We start from the raw sequence: 15628 nt of genomic DNA, 5'->3' as shown, positions 1-15628 counted from the left end.
GAGAGGACCAGACAAATGCCCGCAATCAACGTACCCCAGCCTGAATTCATGGAGGACGAGGAAATCTCGATCTTCGCCGACGCGGTCGGCAAGTTCTATCAGCAGCATGCCCCTGAAAAACGTGTCCTTAAATGGCGCGAGGATGGACAGGTCGAACGCGAATTCTGGAACGAAGCGGGACAGGCGGGACTGCTGGGTGTATCGGTGCCCGAGGAATACGGCGGCCATGGCGGGGACTTCCGGCACGAAATGGTCGTAATCGACCAGCAGGCGAAGCACGGAGTGGAGGGCTTCGCCGCATCGCTGCACAACACCGTGATCCTGCCCTATCTGGTGCGGCATGGCACCGAAGAGCAGAAAAAGAAGTATCTGCCAAAGCTGGTAAGCGGCGAACTGGTCAGCGCGATTGCCATGACCGAGCCCGGCGTAGGGTCCGATCTGCAGAGCGTCACGACGACTGCGCTGAAGGATGGGAACGGCTATCGCATCAACGGCGCGAAAACCTACATCTCCAACGGCCAGACCGCGGATTTCATCATCGTCGTCGCCAAGACCGATCCCAATGAACGGGCCAAGGGCATTTCGCTGATGCTGCTCGAGACCGAAGGCGCAGAAGGATTCCAACGCGGCAAGAAGCTCGACAAGATAGGACTGGACGCGTCCGATACGTCGGAACTGTTTTTCGACGATGTATTCGTACCGGCGGAGAATGTGCTGGGCGGGGAAGAGGGCAAAGGCTTCTACCAGTTGATGGGCGAGCTTCCTCAGGAACGCCTTATCATTGCGATGGGTGCCATGACAGGCATCGAAAAGGCGCTGGAGACGACCCTGGACTTCGTCAAGAATCGCAAGGCTTTTGGCCAGACCATCTGGGATTTTCAGAACACGCAATTCGTCATGGCGGACCTCAAGGCCCGCGCGACCGCAGCGAAGATTTTCGTCAATGACTGCATCGCCAAGCACCTGAAGCGCGAGCTTGACGTGCCGACTGCGTGCATGGCCAAATACTGGGTCACGGAATTACAGGGCGAAGTGGTCGACAAATGCCTGCAGTTCCATGGCGGTGCGGGCTTCATAAACGATTATCCGATCGCTCGCATGTATCGCGATAGCCGTATCACGCGGATTTTCGGCGGGTCGAACGAGGTCATGAAGATGGTCATCGCCCGATCGATGTAGCAGCAGCGCGAACGGACGATCCGGCGAATTAGAGACACTGCCGGGGTTCTAAACCGGCGGCGTAAGAACTCGTTTGCGCGCTGACGTGCTCCTATCGCAACCTGCATGCACATTAATTCGCTTGTTCGGCGACCTTGCAACACCGATCCTGAGGTAGGGAACGAACATGGGTTTCTGTGTGCGCCCGCATGCCTTTGGAATTTTGGAACCATCTATGGAACTTGACGACAGCGAAAAGACTGCCTGGATTTTCAAATCCGGATGGAAAGGACTGTGCCCGCGATGCGGTAAGGGCAAAATGTTCAAGTCGTGGCTGAAAGTCAGCGACCGATGCGAAGTGTGCGGACTGGATTACCGGTTCGCGTCACCGGATGACGGCCCGGCCTTTTTCTCTCTGACGTTCGTGGCGTTCCCGCTGCTGTTCTTCATCGTCTGGTTGCAGGTTTCGCTGGAACTTCCGCTGATCGTCCTGCTTGCGATCGCGATCCCGCTGATGGCCATTGGATGCGTTCTGCCGCTTCGCCCTATCAAGGGCTGGCTAGTCGCTTCGCAGTTCGTGAACAAGGCGCAGGAAGCGGGGACGGAAAAGCTCTGGCGCGACATGCATGCGCGGGAAGACGAGGTGAAACAGCGCGAGGAGAGAGATTGACGTCGCGATACGTCGAATGGATGAAAAGCGATTGATATATATTTGGTGATGCAACGATCCGTTCGGTCAAACATTCGCCAATCATGCAAGTTGTCACCCCCGCCGACGCGCCGAGTGCGCATGCTCTTGAAACCCACATACGCGAAGCAGGCTTCCCCTGCGTCGGTGCCAAGTCGGCACTGGCCAAAGGCAATCTGAGCGTGGTTCATGCTCGCGATATCACCAGCGCCTGGAACGACCTCGAAATTCACCGCGCCTTGGTCGAATGGAGCGACCGGTATCGCGAGGAGCGTATCGAAAGCGGACTGAGGAGCCTTGCGGTGGTGTTCGAAGGGCCTGAAGACTTGAGCGAGGAACGGTTCGAGCAGGCGCTATGGGACCGCATCCAGTCGCTCAGCGATAAGGACATCTGGTGCGACCAGCCGCGCGATCCGCGTGTCAGCTCCGATCCGGACGATCCACACTTCTCGCTCAGTTTCGGTGGGGAAGCCTATTTCGTTGTGGGGCTACATCCGAGGGCATCGCGCGTTGCGCGCCGGTTTGCCTTTCCGACACTGGTTTTCAACTTGCACGACCAGTTCGAAGCTCTGCGCGAACAGGGGCGGTATGAGAAGATGCGCAAAACGATCATCGATCGCGACATTGCGCTGGCCGGTTCGCCCAATCCGATGCTGGCACGCCACGGTGAAGCCAGCCCCGCTGCGCAATATAGCGGGCGGGTGGTCGATGAGGATTGGGTCTGCCCATTCAGCGACACGAGGGCTGCATGAACCCCAACCGCATTGCCCCGCGTTCCGGGGTCGCCTTTCGATTGGAGGAGGGCGAAACCTTGACTGTCGTCGACCCGCAAGGTGGCCAGGTTTCCGACCTGCTTGCTTTCAATGCGGACGATGTGCGGGAAGTTATCTCGAATGGGCGCACTTTCGATTACGAGGAGACCATCTCCTTGGGGCAGGGTAATCGCTTATGGTCGAACCGGTCCAAACCCATGCTCGAAATTGTCGAGGACACGGTCGGGCGGCACGATTTTCTGCTGACGCCGTGCAGCGAGGCGACCTTTCGCCATTTCTATGCCGACAAGCCCGTGCATCGCGGCTGTTTCGGCAATCTGGCCGAAGCGCTGTCGCCCTATGGTGTCGAAGCGGACATGATCCCGACAGCTTTCAACCTATTCATGAACGTGCCGGTCGACGGCGCGACCGGACGCTTGGCGGTAGAGCCGCCCGTTTCCAAATCGGGAGACCACATTTCCATGCGAGCCTTGTCCCCCTTGATCATCGGGCTGACGGCCTGTTCCGCTTATGATTCCTGTGGTGGAACCTTCAAGCCGATCGATTACGCTATCGACCGGCCCACCGCAGGAGTGACGTAAAGCCATGTTCGGTCTTTCCGAATATCCCGACGCCATCCTGCGAGGCGTGGCACTGGGGGTGATCGCGCTGATCTGGGTCATCGTGCTGGTGCGCACAATCGGCCTGCGTACTTTCTCCAAGATGACGGCTTTCGATTTCGTCGTCACACTGGCGACCGGATCGCTCCTCGCTTCGGCAGCAACGGTTACCGAATGGACTGCGCTCGTACAGGCGCTCAGCGCTATAATGGCTTTGCTGGTGGCGCAGCTAGTTCTGGCGCGGCTGCGGCGCGGATCACGCAGGTTCCAGTTGTTGCTGGAAAACGATCCGACCATGCTGATGTATGACGGTAAAATCCTGGAAGGGGCGCTTGCCGAAACGCGCGTGTCCGAAAGCGATATTCTCAACAAGATCCGCAGCGCAGGAATATCAGACCTGGCGGACGTGCGGTCGATGGTGTTGGAGAGCACGGGCGACATTTCGATCATCTCCGGTACCGAAGAACCGACCGAAGAAGTGATGCAGGAAGTAGACTGCTGTCACGGTCCGCTGAAACGCCACGTCGCTCGCGGGAAATGATTGGGGGAGCGGGGCCCATGTGACCCCGCTCTGATTCATGTTCAGGCTTCGACGACCTTCTGTTCGATCGCGCCGAAGATGGAATGGCCATCCTTGTCCTTCATTTCCACGCGCACGGTGTCGCCGGGTTCCATGAAGCGGGTTTTGGCCTCGCCGTCTGCGATCGTCTCGATCATGCGGATTTCGGCGATGCAGCTGTAGCCGAGGCCGCCTTCGGCCACCGGCTTGCCCGGGTCGCCGTCGGGGCCCTGGTTTGACACCGTGCCCGATCCGATGATCGTCCCGGCGCCCAGGTCGCGCGTCCTGGCGGCGTGGGCGACCAGTTCGGCCAGGCTGAATGTCGCATCGACGCCCGCATTGGCGCGGCCGAAGGGCTGGCCGTTGTAGTCCACCATCAGCGGCAGGTGGATGACGCTGCCCTGCCAGGCATCGCCCAGTTCGTCGGGCGTGACCGCGACGGGGCTGAACGCGCTGGCGGGCTTGGACTGGAAGAAGCCGAAGCCCTTGGCCAGTTCGCCCGGGATCAGTCCGCGCAGGGACACGTCGTTGACCAGCATGACCAGCTTGATGTGGCCGGCCGCGTCTTCCTTCGACACGCCCATCGGCACATCGTCGGTGACGACCGCGATCTCGCCTTCCATGTCGCAGCCCCAGCTGGTGTCCTTCAGCGGAATGTCGGCGCGCGGGGGCAGGAAGGTGTCGCTGCCGCCCTGGTACATCAGCGGATCGTGATAGAAGCTCTCGGGCACCTCGGCGCCGCGGGCCTTGCGCACCAGTTCGACGTGATTGATGTAGGCGCTGCCGTCGGCCCACTGGTAGGCGCGCGGCAGCGGCGAATGCGCCTCGCGTTCATGGAACCGCTCGCACGGCACCGCCTCGTGTTCGACATCGGTGTAGAGCGCTTCCAGCTTCGGGGCGATTTCGTCCCAGTTGTCGAGCGCGGCCTGCAGCGTCGGGGCGATGTTGTCGGCGGCGCAGTAGCGGGTGAGGTCTTTCGACACGACCACCAGCTTGCCGTCGCGGGTGCCGTCCTGGATCGTTGCGAGCTTCATGGATGGGGTTCCTCTCGGGGCTTATGTGTTCTCGGGATTGTCGGACTGGTTGTCAGGATGGGCGCGCTGGAATTCCGGCAGGGGGAGGCAGGCGCTTTCGATCCGGGTGATGTGCGGCATGTCCGAAAAATCGAATTCGAACCGCCTTGCGTTGTAGACCTGCGGCAACAGGCAGACTTCGAAGAAGCCGGGGGCATCGAACAGGAAATCGCCCGTGCCGAGCTGCGCCAGGCGCGCCTCCAGCGGGGCGAGCGTGCGGGCGAGCCAGTGGCGATACCACACGCCGATTTCGTCCTGCGACTTGCCGTATTGGTCCTTCAGGTATTTCAGCACCGGAAGGTTCAATGGCGCGTGCAGTTCGGTGGCGATGGCATAGGCCAGTTCGCGCGCGATATAGCGATCGTGCAGGTCGGACGGCAGCAGCGGGCGATCGGCAAAGGCTTCGTCGAGCCATTCGATCTGCGCCATCGACTGGACGTAGTCCTTGCCGTCGACTTCCAGCAGCGGGACCGAGCCGAAGGGGTTGCGCGCGGTGAACGGCGCGCCCTTCTGCTCGGACGTCAGCAGGTTCACCGGCACGTATTCGTAATCCAGCCCCTTCAGTTCCAGCGCGATGCGCAGGCGGTAGCTGGTCGAGCTGCGGTAGTAGCCGTGCAGGCGGATCAAAACGCGGCGATCCCGGTAATGGCCCGTCCCAGGATCAGCGCATGGACATCATGCGTGCCTTCGTAGGTGTTGACCGTTTCCAGGTTCACCATGTGGCGGATGACCTGGTATTCTTCCGAAATGCCGTTGCCGCCGTGCATGTCGCGCGACTTGCGGGCGATATCCAGCGCCTTGCCGACATTGTTGCGTTTCACGATGCTGATCATCTCGGGCGCGAACTTGCCTTCGTCCATCAGGCGGCCGACCCGCAGCGAGGATTGCAGGCCCAGCGAAATCTCGGTCACCATGTCGGCGAGCTTGAGCTGGTAGAGCTGCTTGCTGGCGAGCGGGACGCCGAACTGGTGCCGGTCGAGCCCGTACTGGCGCGCGGCATGCAGGCAGAATTCGGCGGCACCCATCGCGCCCCAGCTGATACCGTAGCGTGCGCGGTTGAGACAGCCGAACGGACCCTTGAGGCCCTGCACATCGGGCAACAACGCGTCTTCGCCCACCTCGACTTCGTCCATCACGATCATGCCGGTGGTCGATGCGCGCAGCGACAGCTTGCCTTCGATCTTGGGGGCGGACAGGCCCTTCATCCCCTTGTCCAGCACGAAGCCGCGAATGCCGCCGCCATGCGCTTCGCTCTTCGCCCAGACGACGAAGACGTCGGCGAAGGGGGCGTTGGAAATCCAGGTCTTCGAGCCCGAGAGGACATAACCGCCGTCGACCTTCTTGGCGGTCGTCTTCATGCCGCCGGGATCGCTGCCCGCATCGGGTTCGGTCAGGCCGAAGCACCCGATCAGCTTGCCGCTGGCGAGGCCGGGCAGGTATTTCCTGCGCTGTTCTTCGGAACCGTAGGCATGGATCGGAAACATCACGAGGCTCGACTGGACCGAGGCCATCGAACGGTATCCGGAATCCACGCGTTCGATCTCGCGCGCGATCAGGCCGTAGGCGACGTAGCTGGCGCCGGCGCCCCCGTATTCTTCGGGCACGGTTGCGCCCAGCAGGCCTGCTTCGCCCATCATGGGGAACAGTTCGGGATCGTCGACTTCGTTGCTGAAATTCTCGATCACGCGCGGTTGCAGCTCGCCCTGCGCGAAAGCGTGGGCGGCGTCGCGGATCATCCGCTCTTCCTCGGTCAGCTGATCGTCGAGGTTGAAGGGATCGTCCCAGGCAAACGGCACCATTCCAGCCATGTAATCTCCTCTGTTATGCGATTGCCAGTGGCAGGGTTGCATGGCGGGAGCAAGAGGTGTGGCCGATCAGCGGGATCGCATGCGCATCGAGCGTACGCATCAAGCCACCGAAGCGAACGTCGCCCGGGGCGGGGCCCAGGGAAACACAAAACGGCCGTTAGCCGTGATGTGTGGCGCGCTGGATCGAATCGATGACTTCGGCCGGAGGACAGGGCTTGGCTAACGCCAGCGCGCTGGGGAACCGACGGGCCACTTCTGCCGGGGTCATTTCACCCGAATGGAAGATCACCGGCACGTTCTCCGCGATCATCTGCTCGGCGAGGGGGTAGACGATGCCGTCTTCGAGCTGAACGTCCAGAATGGCGATGTCCGGCTTGTTCTTCTGAAAAGCCAGCATAGTGGAGGACAGATCTTCGAACGGGCCTTCGACGATATACCCGGCTTCTTCGACTGTGTGACACAGGTCACAGCCGATTATGAACTCGTCTTCGGCAACGAGCACGCGCAATCGCTGTCCCATCCTTGGTCTCCTCGTGTTCGACCCAAGTAAAGGAATACCACACCAATCGATTCGTTCCGAATTTCAGGAGAGCTTGCCAAAACGTTCGACGAACCCTGCCTCATCTCCGACAGATAGATATTTAGCCTGGTCTACCCAGTTGTCGCGGCGGATGCGGCCCTGGAAGCGGCCAAGATTGGCATCGATGCGATCGATCTCTGCGTCATCCCATTGCGCGATTTGCGATAGGGTGGTCACGCCCATATCTTGCAGCGTCGCGGCCAGCTTTGGACCCAGACCCTTTATCCGGGTGAGGTCGTCGCCAGCCGATGGTGCCGGTGTCGACATCGTTGGAACACCTGCAGCAGGCTGCATCGGACTTGCGGCAGGCGCGCTGTCGATTAGCGCCTTGTTACGTTCTGCAGGTGCCGCACCTTCGTCCAGCACATCGCGGCTGGCGCCGGTCACACGCGTGCGGCGAGAAGCACCGAACACGTACCAGGCGATGACCAAGCCGACCAGCAGTGCGGCAACGATCAGGGGCCAGTAGGTCTGGAGTAATTCGTTCATCGATCTATTCCTCGTCTTGGTCGTGATTGCCCCAGATGACCCAACCGATGCCGATCCCGGCACCGTAGGCGGCGATCATCAGGGCAGCGAGTTCGAACCACAATGGCATGTCAGCGTGCTCCCGGAGTGTCGACCGGGGTGGGGCGGACGGGTTCTGTGCGAATAACGGAGAATTCGATGCGGCGATTGGCTGGGTCGCTGGGCGTCAGCCCTTCGACGGGCTGGCGCGAACCCACTCCGGTTGCCCGCAAGCCATCGCGGGGGATACCGCGGCGAACCAGTGCTTCGCGAACGACCTCGGCCCGTTCCACGCTGAGTGCCAGATTGACCTCATCACTTCCTTGCTGGTCGGTGTGCCCGGTCACGGCGATGAGAGAGCCGAGACATGGTCGCAGCGCTTCGGCCACCTCGTCAATCAGGACCTGACTGGCAGGCAGAAGCGCGGTGCTGGCTTCCTCGAACCGTATGGATCTGCTGCGCAGCAACCCTTCGACGTCTTCCTGGCAGTGCAGCGGTTGATAGACCTGTTCGCGGCTTTCCGCCCTGCTGGAACCATCACTCCATCTGACGCCGCCAACGCCGGGGACGGCGTAGACGGCCTGTGCGACATCGGCGCGCGTGGAATCGTTGAGCGTTTCGCCCCCTGACAGGATGGGATGGCGCGTGGGAAGACCACTTTCCGTTGCAAACCGGGCAGTTACCTTCCCGCCACCTGCCTGTTCGATAGCGGCCGCCGATTTTGTTTCCAGACCTTCGATGAAGCCGGGTGCCATAGGTTCGGCCAGCAGATAGGCGCTGGCGCCGGTCAATATGGCTCCGGCAAGGATGACAAGGGATGGGCGGATCGGCATGGCATGGCTCTTAGCCATCATCCGCCCTTCCTGCCAAGGACGCTATTCCAGCCCGTCGGCCGTCCTTACCAACTGAACAAACTCCTGCCGCCAGAAATCGGTCTGTTCGCCAGCAAGCGCGGCGATTTGCGGATAAGAAAAATCGGACAACATGGGATCGCCGCGCAGCTTCTGACCGAATGCCGCTACGGCAGCGGCAAATGCGAAATCACCACTTGGCGAGCGAGTGGTCTGCAAAGATGAGCTGGGCAGCGTGCTGGTGATCAGCGTGGACGTGTCGCCGTCGGGCCGTTTGTACCGCAACTTGATGAAGGCCGCTTCGGCGGCGAGTTGGCTGGCCTTTGCATCTGGCTGGTCTTCGTATCGACGCGCCGGGATCCAACCCTTGCCGCCAACCGGGACCACCTCGTAAATTGCCGTGACCTGATGGCCGGCGCCGATATCGCCCGCATCGATCGCATCGTTGTCGAAATCCTCTTCGCGCAGGATGCGGTTTTCGTAACCAACCAAGCGGTACTGGCTGACCACTGCCGGATTGAATTCGACCTGGATCTTCACATCCTTGGCGATGGTAAAGAGCGTGGCGCCCATTTCATCGCCCAAGACCTTGCGGGCTTCCAACGCGCTGTCGATATACGAGTAGTTGCCGTTGCCGTTATTGGCCACCTGCTCCATCATCGCATCGTTCAGATTGCCGCGGCCGAAGCCGAGTACAGATAGCGTGACGCCGGTTTCGCGCTTTTTCTCGATCAGTTCGATCAGAGATTCCCTATCGGAAGTGCCGACATTGAAATCGCCATCTGTCGCCAGGATTACGCGGTTGACGCCGACATCGATCCGGTTCGCTTCGGCCACGCGGTAGGCAAGTTCGATGCCCGCTCCGCCGGCCGTCGACCCGCCAGCTTCCAGCTGGTTGAGCGCGTCCTTGATCTTGCGTTCGTCATTCGTGGGTTCGAGAACGAGACCGGCGGCGCCCGCATAAACGACGATCGAGACGCGGTCCTTGTCGCTCAGCATGCCCGCAAGCTGACGCATGGCGGTCTTGACCAGCGGCAGCTTGTCGCGGCTGGACATGGACCCGGATACATCCAGCAGGAAGACGAGGTTTGCGGCCGGCCGTTCCTGTTTGGGCATCTCGTAGCCAGCCAGCCCGATCCGCAAGAGGTGTGAACTGCTGTTCCAAGGTGTTACAGCGACATCGGTATTGACGGTAAAGGGCTGCGCGATGCTGTCCGGGCGTTCATAATCGTAGCGGAAGTAGTTGATTAATTCCTCGGTCCGAACCGCGCCTTTGGGCGGCAAGCTTCCTTCCGATATAAAGCGACGCGCATTGGTGTAGGCGCCAGTATCCACATCGACCGAGAAGGTGGATACGGGTTCGTTGGCTACAACCTTGACCGACGAGACCTCGTCACCGTCATATTGGTCCCGGCTGGGCGGCGTCGGAACGAACACCGGCGGAAAATAACGGTAGTTAGCGTCTGCAATGGATGTTTCAGTCGTATCCGGAGCCGTTTCTTGCGCCATTCGAGAGCCGGAAACTATCACAGCCTGCGGCGCCATGAGCGATGGCGGAGGTGGCGGAGGCGGGGGTGGCGGCGGAGGAAGTTTGCCATCCGTAGCAGCGGTACGGGCGCCGGTTGTGACGATTTGTTCGCCACCTTGCTTTGACGCACAACCCGCGATGAGTGCGGCAGCAGCGCAAGCGGCGGCAAGATTGGCGAAACGCATATGATGTCCTCCCCAAGACAGTTGGCTTGATACAAAGTTACATCATCGAGGGGTTAATGCGGACTGAACGTTTCCTGTCAGCGACGAAAGCCGTCAATCCGCAGCAGCCGCTTCTTCCTTATCCAGATTTCGCTTGAACAGGACACGATCTTCCGGCCCGAAGCCACGTCGCCAAATAATAAAACCGTAAACGCCGAGGATTGCAGGGATGCCGATGATCAGTTCGGCCCATTCGGGCAATCGCGTGGCGAGCCAACCAACAAGGACGGCGGGGGCTGCTGCCCATACCAGCGGCCAGCGGAAGGTGTTGATCCGCTGGCCGAGAATTTTCGACAGCAGCATGGCCTTGACCAGGCTGGCAGTGCCCAGAGCCAGCATGAGCGCAATTGCCGCAGCAGCTGCCTTGAAAGGTTCGCCGTAGCCGCCAGCGACCATAGCCTCGATTAGCACGACCGTCAGTATCGCCTGCAGTGCAATAGTGGCGATCGATATCCACAAATTGCGCACTCTAGCGACATAAACCAGTACCGCTTCCGATACGACAGCGGTAGCAGCGACGACTTCTGCCGCGAGCAGGAATGCGAGGGCGCCCGTCCCGCCGACGAATTCCGGCCCGACCAACCCCATTACCGCTTCACCTGGGACACCCAGTGCGAGCGCGATACCTGCCTGCATCGCCACGATCCAAAAACCAACCTGACAGATCTGGCTTGCGATGGCTTTGTAGTTCTTGGTCTTCAGGTTCTTTGTAATGACGGGGCCGAGGATCGGTTCGAAACTGGTCTTGAGCTTTTGCGGAAGGCTGGCGACCTGCTGTGCAATATAATAAACGCCCACTGCGGCAGGAGCCGCGAAGAGGCCAAGGATAAAGATGTCGACGCGCCGAGTGCCCCATTCAATCGCATCGGCAGTTGCCAGTGGCAGAGCCCGCGCGGTCATCTTGCTCATATAAGTGGGGTGGGGGCGCCATTCTTTCGGGGGACCATAGCTGCGAAAGAAAGACCAGAGCCCGGTAGCCAAGCCCGCGTAGATCGAAGCCAGATATGCCATCGAAAGTCCGGATTCGCTCATCGACGGCACAAAATAGAACGCCCCTGCCATGATCGAGATGGTCCAGGGTTCGACCACGGCGCGTGCGCGAACTGTGGTAGCAATATCGTACTTGTACGCCTGTGCTGCCAGGACGATTTCCGTCAACGCGTAGCCGGGGATCGCAAGGACGATGAACCGATCGAGTTCGGTATATTCCCCACTGGGAAATAAGGGAGCAGGGACGAACCAGAAGAATACGGCAGCCAGCGACGCAAATAGGACTGCGAGCAGCATCCCATCGTAAACGAGGTTCGCCGGATGCACTCCCTCGCCATCGGAAAGACGCTGCGCAAGGCCCCGCTTTTCGCCCATCGCACAGATCAACGCGACCAGTTCGACCACGACCAGCGCCGACGCGAAGCGACCCAGGGCGTCCGGGCCGTAGAGGCGTCCCGCGATGAAGAGGAACGGCAGACGCGCGACAAGGCGCAGAATGAAGCCGAAGAAATTCTGCCGCCCACCTTTTGCCAAGGCGGAGAGGTCTTCGTCCGGTTTTTCCGCTGTCACCCGGCAGGTCCCTGTTCTGCCCGTAGTGGCCGGGACAAGAGATCGGAGACGACTTCGCGCGGTGCCCCGCCCGTGAGCAAACTGTGCACCGCTTCGACAATGGGCATCGCAACGCCCCGCTGCTCGGCGAGTTCGACGAGCACGGGTGCGGTATGGGCACCTTCTGCAACGGTGCGGCGATCCGCCATTAGAGTATCGGCGCTCATGCCTTCCCCCAGCGCCTTGCCGAGCGAGAAGTTGCGACTGGAAGTGGATGAGCAAGTCAAAACGAGATCGCCCAAACCGCACAATCCCGCCAAGGTCTCTGGCCGAGCGCCGAGTGCTTCGCCAAAACGGAGCATTTCGGCGTAGCCCCGAGCAATGAGCGCTGCGCGTGCATTCTGGCCAAGACCGAGTCCGTCGACCACGCCGCAGGCGATGGCGAGAACATTCTTTACAGAACCGCCAATTTCCGCGCCGATGATGTCATCGGAGTAATAGGGGCGGAAGGTTGGCCGTGCGATCATCGCAGAAATACGGTTCCACTGTTTCTCTCCCCCATCGCAAGCGAGGGTTACCGCCGTCGGCAGTCCCGCTGCGACCTCATGTGCGAAGGTCGGTCCGGACAGGATCGCGATGGCGCTGCCCGTGGCAACATCCTTTGCGACATGGTTCATCAGTCGCCCGCTGCCGGCTTCGATGCCTTTCGAACAAAGTACGAGATCATGCGGGTGAGCAGGCATGGCAGCGAGCACACTCCTCATATGCTGGGCCGGCGTCACCACAAGCAGAGCATCGAGTTTGGCCATATCGACCAGATCGCCGGTTGCGTGGATGGTATCTGCCAAGGTGGCAGTGGGCAGATAAATCGAATTCGAGCGCGCTGAATTGATCTCGTCGACGAGTTCTCGCTCGCGAGCCCATATCAGCACCTTCCGTCCATCGCTCGCCAGCATTTGGGCAAGCGCCGTGCCCCAGGCGCCCGCTCCGAGAACGCCGACGCGACCGTTTTGCCCGCCACTCACGCCTTTACTCCTGCGCCGCGTACCGGCTCTGCGTCGGGATCGAGCGGCCAGCGGGGACGGGCGGAAATATCAAGGGGGTCCGACTGTCCGAGGCGTTCGATCCCTGCCCACGCGATCATTGCTGCGTTATCGGTACATAGTGCTGGCGGCGGGGCCGCGAAGCGCATCCCGTGATCGGCTGCCAGCTTTTCCAATGCGCCCCGAACGGTGGCGTTCGCGGCGACGCCCCCTGCTACAACGAGCGTATCCACGCCAATCATGGATCGAAGCGCGATACGCAACCGATCGGTTACACAGTCCACGGCAGCCTGCTGGAAGCTGGCAGCTATGTCGGCCACTTCGTACCGGCCGCTTTCGTGCGCGCGCAGGACCGCGCTCTTCAACCCGGCAAACGAAAAGTGCGGTTCGCCGCTGCCGACCATCGGACGGGGGAGCGGAACGGCGCGGGGATTACCCTCCATCGCCTTGCGCTCGACCGCCGGGCCGCCGGGAAATCCCAGCTTCAGGATTTTTGCCGTCTTGTCGAAAGCCTCGCCCAGCGCGTCATCGATGGTGGTGGCGAGTCGACGATATTTGCCTACGCCGTCAACCCTGAGGATCTGGCAATGGCCGCCGGATACGAGGAGCAGGGCATAAGGAAAGTCGATGCTTTCGTCGGCAAGGCGGGGGCTCAAAGCATGGCCTTCGAGGTGGTTTATCGCAATGAGGGGAATGTCGGTGGCCATTGCCAGTGCCTTCGCGCTGACCAGGCCGACCATGACCCCCCCGATGAGGCCCGGCCCGGCGGTGGCGGCAATCGCATCGCAATCCGTCAGCGAAATATTGGCATCGGCCAGTACGCCGTCGATCATCGGAGCGAGCCGTTCGGCATGGGCGCGCGCGGCAATTTCCGGGACGACGCCGCCGAACGGCGCATGTTCCGCATCCTGCGATGCGATGCGCTGCGCCACGATGCGACGATCGCTGTCGACGAGTGCGACTGCGGTTTCGTCGCACGAACTTTCTATGCCGAGAACCAGTGCCATCCCGCTTTCCCTTAGCGGCATGGCTCGCTAGGGCAAGCGGACCCTATGCCAGTCCAACCTATTCTCCGACTTGGAACCCGCCGCTCACCGCTTGCCATGGCGCAGGCGCACGAGGCGCGTGCAAGGCTGTGCGCCGCTCATGGCTGGGACGAATCGGCAGTCGAACTGGTCCCGGTCGTGGCGAGCGGCGACAAGGTGCAGGATCGTCCCCTGGCCGAAATCGGTGGCAAGGCGCTCTGGACCCGGGAACTCGATCAATGGCTGGTGGAAGAGCGTATCGATGCCGCGGTCCATTCGATGAAAGATGTCGAAACCATTCGACCCGACGTCATCGCTATTGCAGCGATCCTGCCTCGGGCGGACAAGGCGGACCGATTGCTGGGTGCTGCCTCGATAGCCGAAATTCCGGCAGGCGCACGGGTCGGTACCAGTGCGCCGCGCCGCGCGGCACAGCTATTGCATCTGCGCCCGGATGTGACGGTAGTCGGCATTCGCGGCAATGTGGCCACGCGTATGGCGAAATTGAAAGCCGGGGAGGCTCACGCAACATTTCTGGCAGCGGCCGGTCTCGATCGGCTCGGAGAAGACGATGTAGGCGTGCGGCTAGACCCACAGGTCTGGTTGCCTGCTCCAGCGCAGGCCGCGATTGGGATCGAATGCCGGCGTGACGATGCGCGAACGCGCGAATTGCTGGCTGGTATCGATCACGTGAAAAGTCATGCGGAAATCGCTGCGGAACGCCGCCTGCTCGAAGGGCTCGGGGGATCGTGCAGCAGTCCGATCGCGGCGCTGTCGCGGATATCTGCGGGGCGGATCGAATTGAATGCGGCAATCTTCAGTCCCGACGGCACTGTGCGTATTGCCGATGCCGCCGAATTCGAGGTTGGCGACGATCAGGCCCCGCTCGAACTTGCGCGGACGTTGCTGAACAATGCGCCGCCCGAAGTTGCCGAACATTTCGGGGAAGCGACATGAAGACACTGTTTCTCTTTCGGCCGGAGCCGGGTTGGTCGGTCAGTTCGAAAACGGCGCTGGACATGGGCCTCGATGTATCGGGAGCGCCGTTGTTCACGGTCGAACCCGTCGGTTGGGAAGTGCCGGATCCCGAACAGTTCGACGGCCTGCTGGTTGGCAGTGCCAATGTGTTCCGTCACGGTGGAAAGCAGATCGACCGGCTGACCAAATTGCCGGTTCACGCAGTGGGCGATGCAACCGCCGACGCTGCGCGAAATGCGGGTTTTCTGATCGGCCGGACAGGGCGGGGCGGATTGCAATCCCTGCTGGACGAACTGGATGGCCGCGAACTCCATCTGCTGCGGCTTGCGGGCGAGGACCGCGTAACCTTGCGTCTGCCGGAAAAGATCAGGATGGAGACGAAGATCGTCTATCGAGCTGTCCCGCAGAGCATGACGGACGACGACATCGCGCGGCTGCGCACGGGCGGCGTTGTTGCGTTGCATTCCGGCGCCGCGGCCGAGCGACTGCAGGTTGAATTCGACCGCCATGAAATGGAGCGATCACAGGTCGATCTGGCAGTGATCGGGCCCCGTGTCGCGGAAATGGCGGGCGAGGGTTGGCGATCCGTCGAAATTGCAGACGCGCCCGGAGACAGCGAGCTACTGGCCTTGGCGCGAGCTTTGTGCCAGACCGACGAGTAATGGGCTGGAGGGTCCGCGTCAGCGGGACGAGTG

At 61.1% G+C, this 15628-nt stretch carries 17 protein-coding genes; 7 read left to right on the top strand and 10 right to left on the bottom strand.

Annotated features, from left to right (window positions below; genetic code table 11):
* Positions 1–15: 15 nt before the first annotated feature.
* The 5 genes from K3177_RS13245 (at position 16) to K3177_RS13225 (ending at position 3759) form a co-directional block, all read left to right on the top strand.
* Positions 16–1179, top strand: coding sequence for an acyl-CoA dehydrogenase family protein (locus tag K3177_RS13245; RefSeq protein ID WP_103024270.1), 1164 nt, complete (start codon positions 16–18; stop codon positions 1177–1179).
* 214 nt (positions 1180–1393) lie between these two features.
* Positions 1394–1828, top strand: a complete 435-nt coding sequence (locus K3177_RS13240) for a DUF983 domain-containing protein (RefSeq protein ID WP_103024271.1) — start codon at positions 1394–1396, stop codon at positions 1826–1828.
* 83 nt (positions 1829–1911) lie between these two features.
* Entirely contained in the window at positions 1912–2598 is a 687-nt protein-coding gene (gene gntA / locus K3177_RS13235; RefSeq protein ID WP_221598627.1) for a guanitoxin biosynthesis heme-dependent pre-guanitoxin N-hydroxylase GntA, read from the top strand.
* Positions 2595–3200: a DUF1989 domain-containing protein gene (locus K3177_RS13230; RefSeq protein ID WP_221598626.1), complete on the top strand. Its 606-nt coding sequence runs from the start codon at positions 2595–2597 to the stop codon at positions 3198–3200. The genes gntA and K3177_RS13230 overlap by 4 nt, the downstream gene beginning before the upstream one ends.
* Positions 3201–3204: 4 nt before the next feature.
* Positions 3205–3759: a DUF421 domain-containing protein gene (locus K3177_RS13225; RefSeq protein ID WP_221598625.1), complete on the top strand. Its 555-nt coding sequence runs from the start codon at positions 3205–3207 to the stop codon at positions 3757–3759.
* 41 nt (positions 3760–3800) lie between these two features.
* Here K3177_RS13225 and K3177_RS13220 read toward each other — a convergent pair whose 3' ends face one another.
* The 10 genes from K3177_RS13220 to tsaD all read right to left on the bottom strand — a co-directional run bounded on the left by K3177_RS13220 (position 3801) and on the right by tsaD (position 13937).
* The gene (locus K3177_RS13220) at positions 3801–4811 is read right to left on the bottom strand and encodes a fumarylacetoacetate hydrolase family protein (RefSeq protein WP_221598624.1); all 1011 of its coding nucleotides are present in this window, start codon (positions 4809–4811) and stop codon (positions 3801–3803) included.
* A gap of 21 nt (positions 4812–4832) precedes the next feature.
* Positions 4833–5474, bottom strand: coding sequence for a maleylacetoacetate isomerase (gene maiA, locus K3177_RS13215; protein WP_221598916.1), 642 nt, complete (start codon positions 5472–5474; stop codon positions 4833–4835).
* Positions 5474–6649, bottom strand: coding sequence for an acyl-CoA dehydrogenase (locus K3177_RS13210; RefSeq protein ID WP_221598915.1), 1176 nt, complete (start codon positions 6647–6649; stop codon positions 5474–5476). Before K3177_RS13210 ends, maiA begins: the two co-directional genes overlap by 1 nt.
* A 166-nt stretch (positions 6650–6815) precedes the next feature.
* Complete coding sequence (locus K3177_RS13205; protein WP_234003206.1) at positions 6816–7178, bottom strand: response regulator; 363 nt, start codon at positions 7176–7178, stop codon at positions 6816–6818.
* Positions 7179–7241: 63 nt separating this feature from the next.
* Positions 7242–7727, bottom strand: a complete 486-nt coding sequence (locus tag K3177_RS13200) for a hypothetical protein (RefSeq protein ID WP_221598623.1) — start codon at positions 7725–7727, stop codon at positions 7242–7244.
* 110 nt (positions 7728–7837) lie between these two features.
* A complete protein-coding gene (locus K3177_RS13195; protein WP_247714489.1) occupies positions 7838–8596 on the bottom strand; it encodes an OmpA family protein in 759 nt (252 codons plus the stop codon).
* A gap of 24 nt (positions 8597–8620) precedes the next feature.
* Positions 8621–10105: a vWA domain-containing protein gene (locus K3177_RS13190; RefSeq protein WP_247714488.1), complete on the bottom strand. Its 1485-nt coding sequence runs from the start codon at positions 10103–10105 to the stop codon at positions 8621–8623.
* A 297-nt stretch (positions 10106–10402) separates the two neighbouring features.
* Positions 10403–11908 (bottom strand): lipopolysaccharide biosynthesis protein, encoded by a 1506-nt coding sequence (locus K3177_RS13185; protein WP_196847930.1) that lies wholly within the window; start codon positions 11906–11908, stop codon positions 10403–10405.
* Positions 11905–12912, bottom strand: a complete 1008-nt coding sequence (locus tag K3177_RS13180; RefSeq protein ID WP_221598621.1) for an NAD(P)H-dependent glycerol-3-phosphate dehydrogenase — start codon at positions 12910–12912, stop codon at positions 11905–11907. Before K3177_RS13180 ends, K3177_RS13185 begins: the two co-directional genes overlap by 4 nt.
* Positions 12909–13937 (bottom strand): tRNA (adenosine(37)-N6)-threonylcarbamoyltransferase complex transferase subunit TsaD, encoded by a 1029-nt coding sequence (tsaD, locus tag K3177_RS13175; protein WP_221598620.1) that lies wholly within the window; start codon positions 13935–13937, stop codon positions 12909–12911. The genes K3177_RS13180 and tsaD overlap by 4 nt, the downstream gene beginning before the upstream one ends.
* A gap of 45 nt (positions 13938–13982) precedes the next feature.
* On the opposite strand from tsaD, the gene hemC reads away from it, so the two are divergent.
* Both hemC and K3177_RS13165 read left to right on the top strand, forming a co-directional pair.
* Positions 13983–14912 carry a hydroxymethylbilane synthase gene (hemC, locus tag K3177_RS13170; protein WP_221598619.1) on the top strand — a complete coding sequence of 310 codons (930 nt, stop codon included), beginning with the start codon at positions 13983–13985 and terminating at the stop codon, positions 14910–14912.
* Complete coding sequence (locus tag K3177_RS13165) at positions 14909–15595, top strand: uroporphyrinogen-III synthase (RefSeq protein ID WP_221598618.1); 687 nt, start codon at positions 14909–14911, stop codon at positions 15593–15595. The genes hemC and K3177_RS13165 overlap by 4 nt, the downstream gene beginning before the upstream one ends.
* Positions 15596–15628: the final 33 nt, after the last annotated feature.

The sequence above is a fragment of the Qipengyuania pacifica genome (assembly GCF_019711555.1).
GTDB classification, from domain to species: domain Bacteria; phylum Pseudomonadota; class Alphaproteobacteria; order Sphingomonadales; family Sphingomonadaceae; genus Qipengyuania; species Qipengyuania pacifica.
This window is presented reverse-complemented; position numbering and strand designations above follow the sequence as displayed.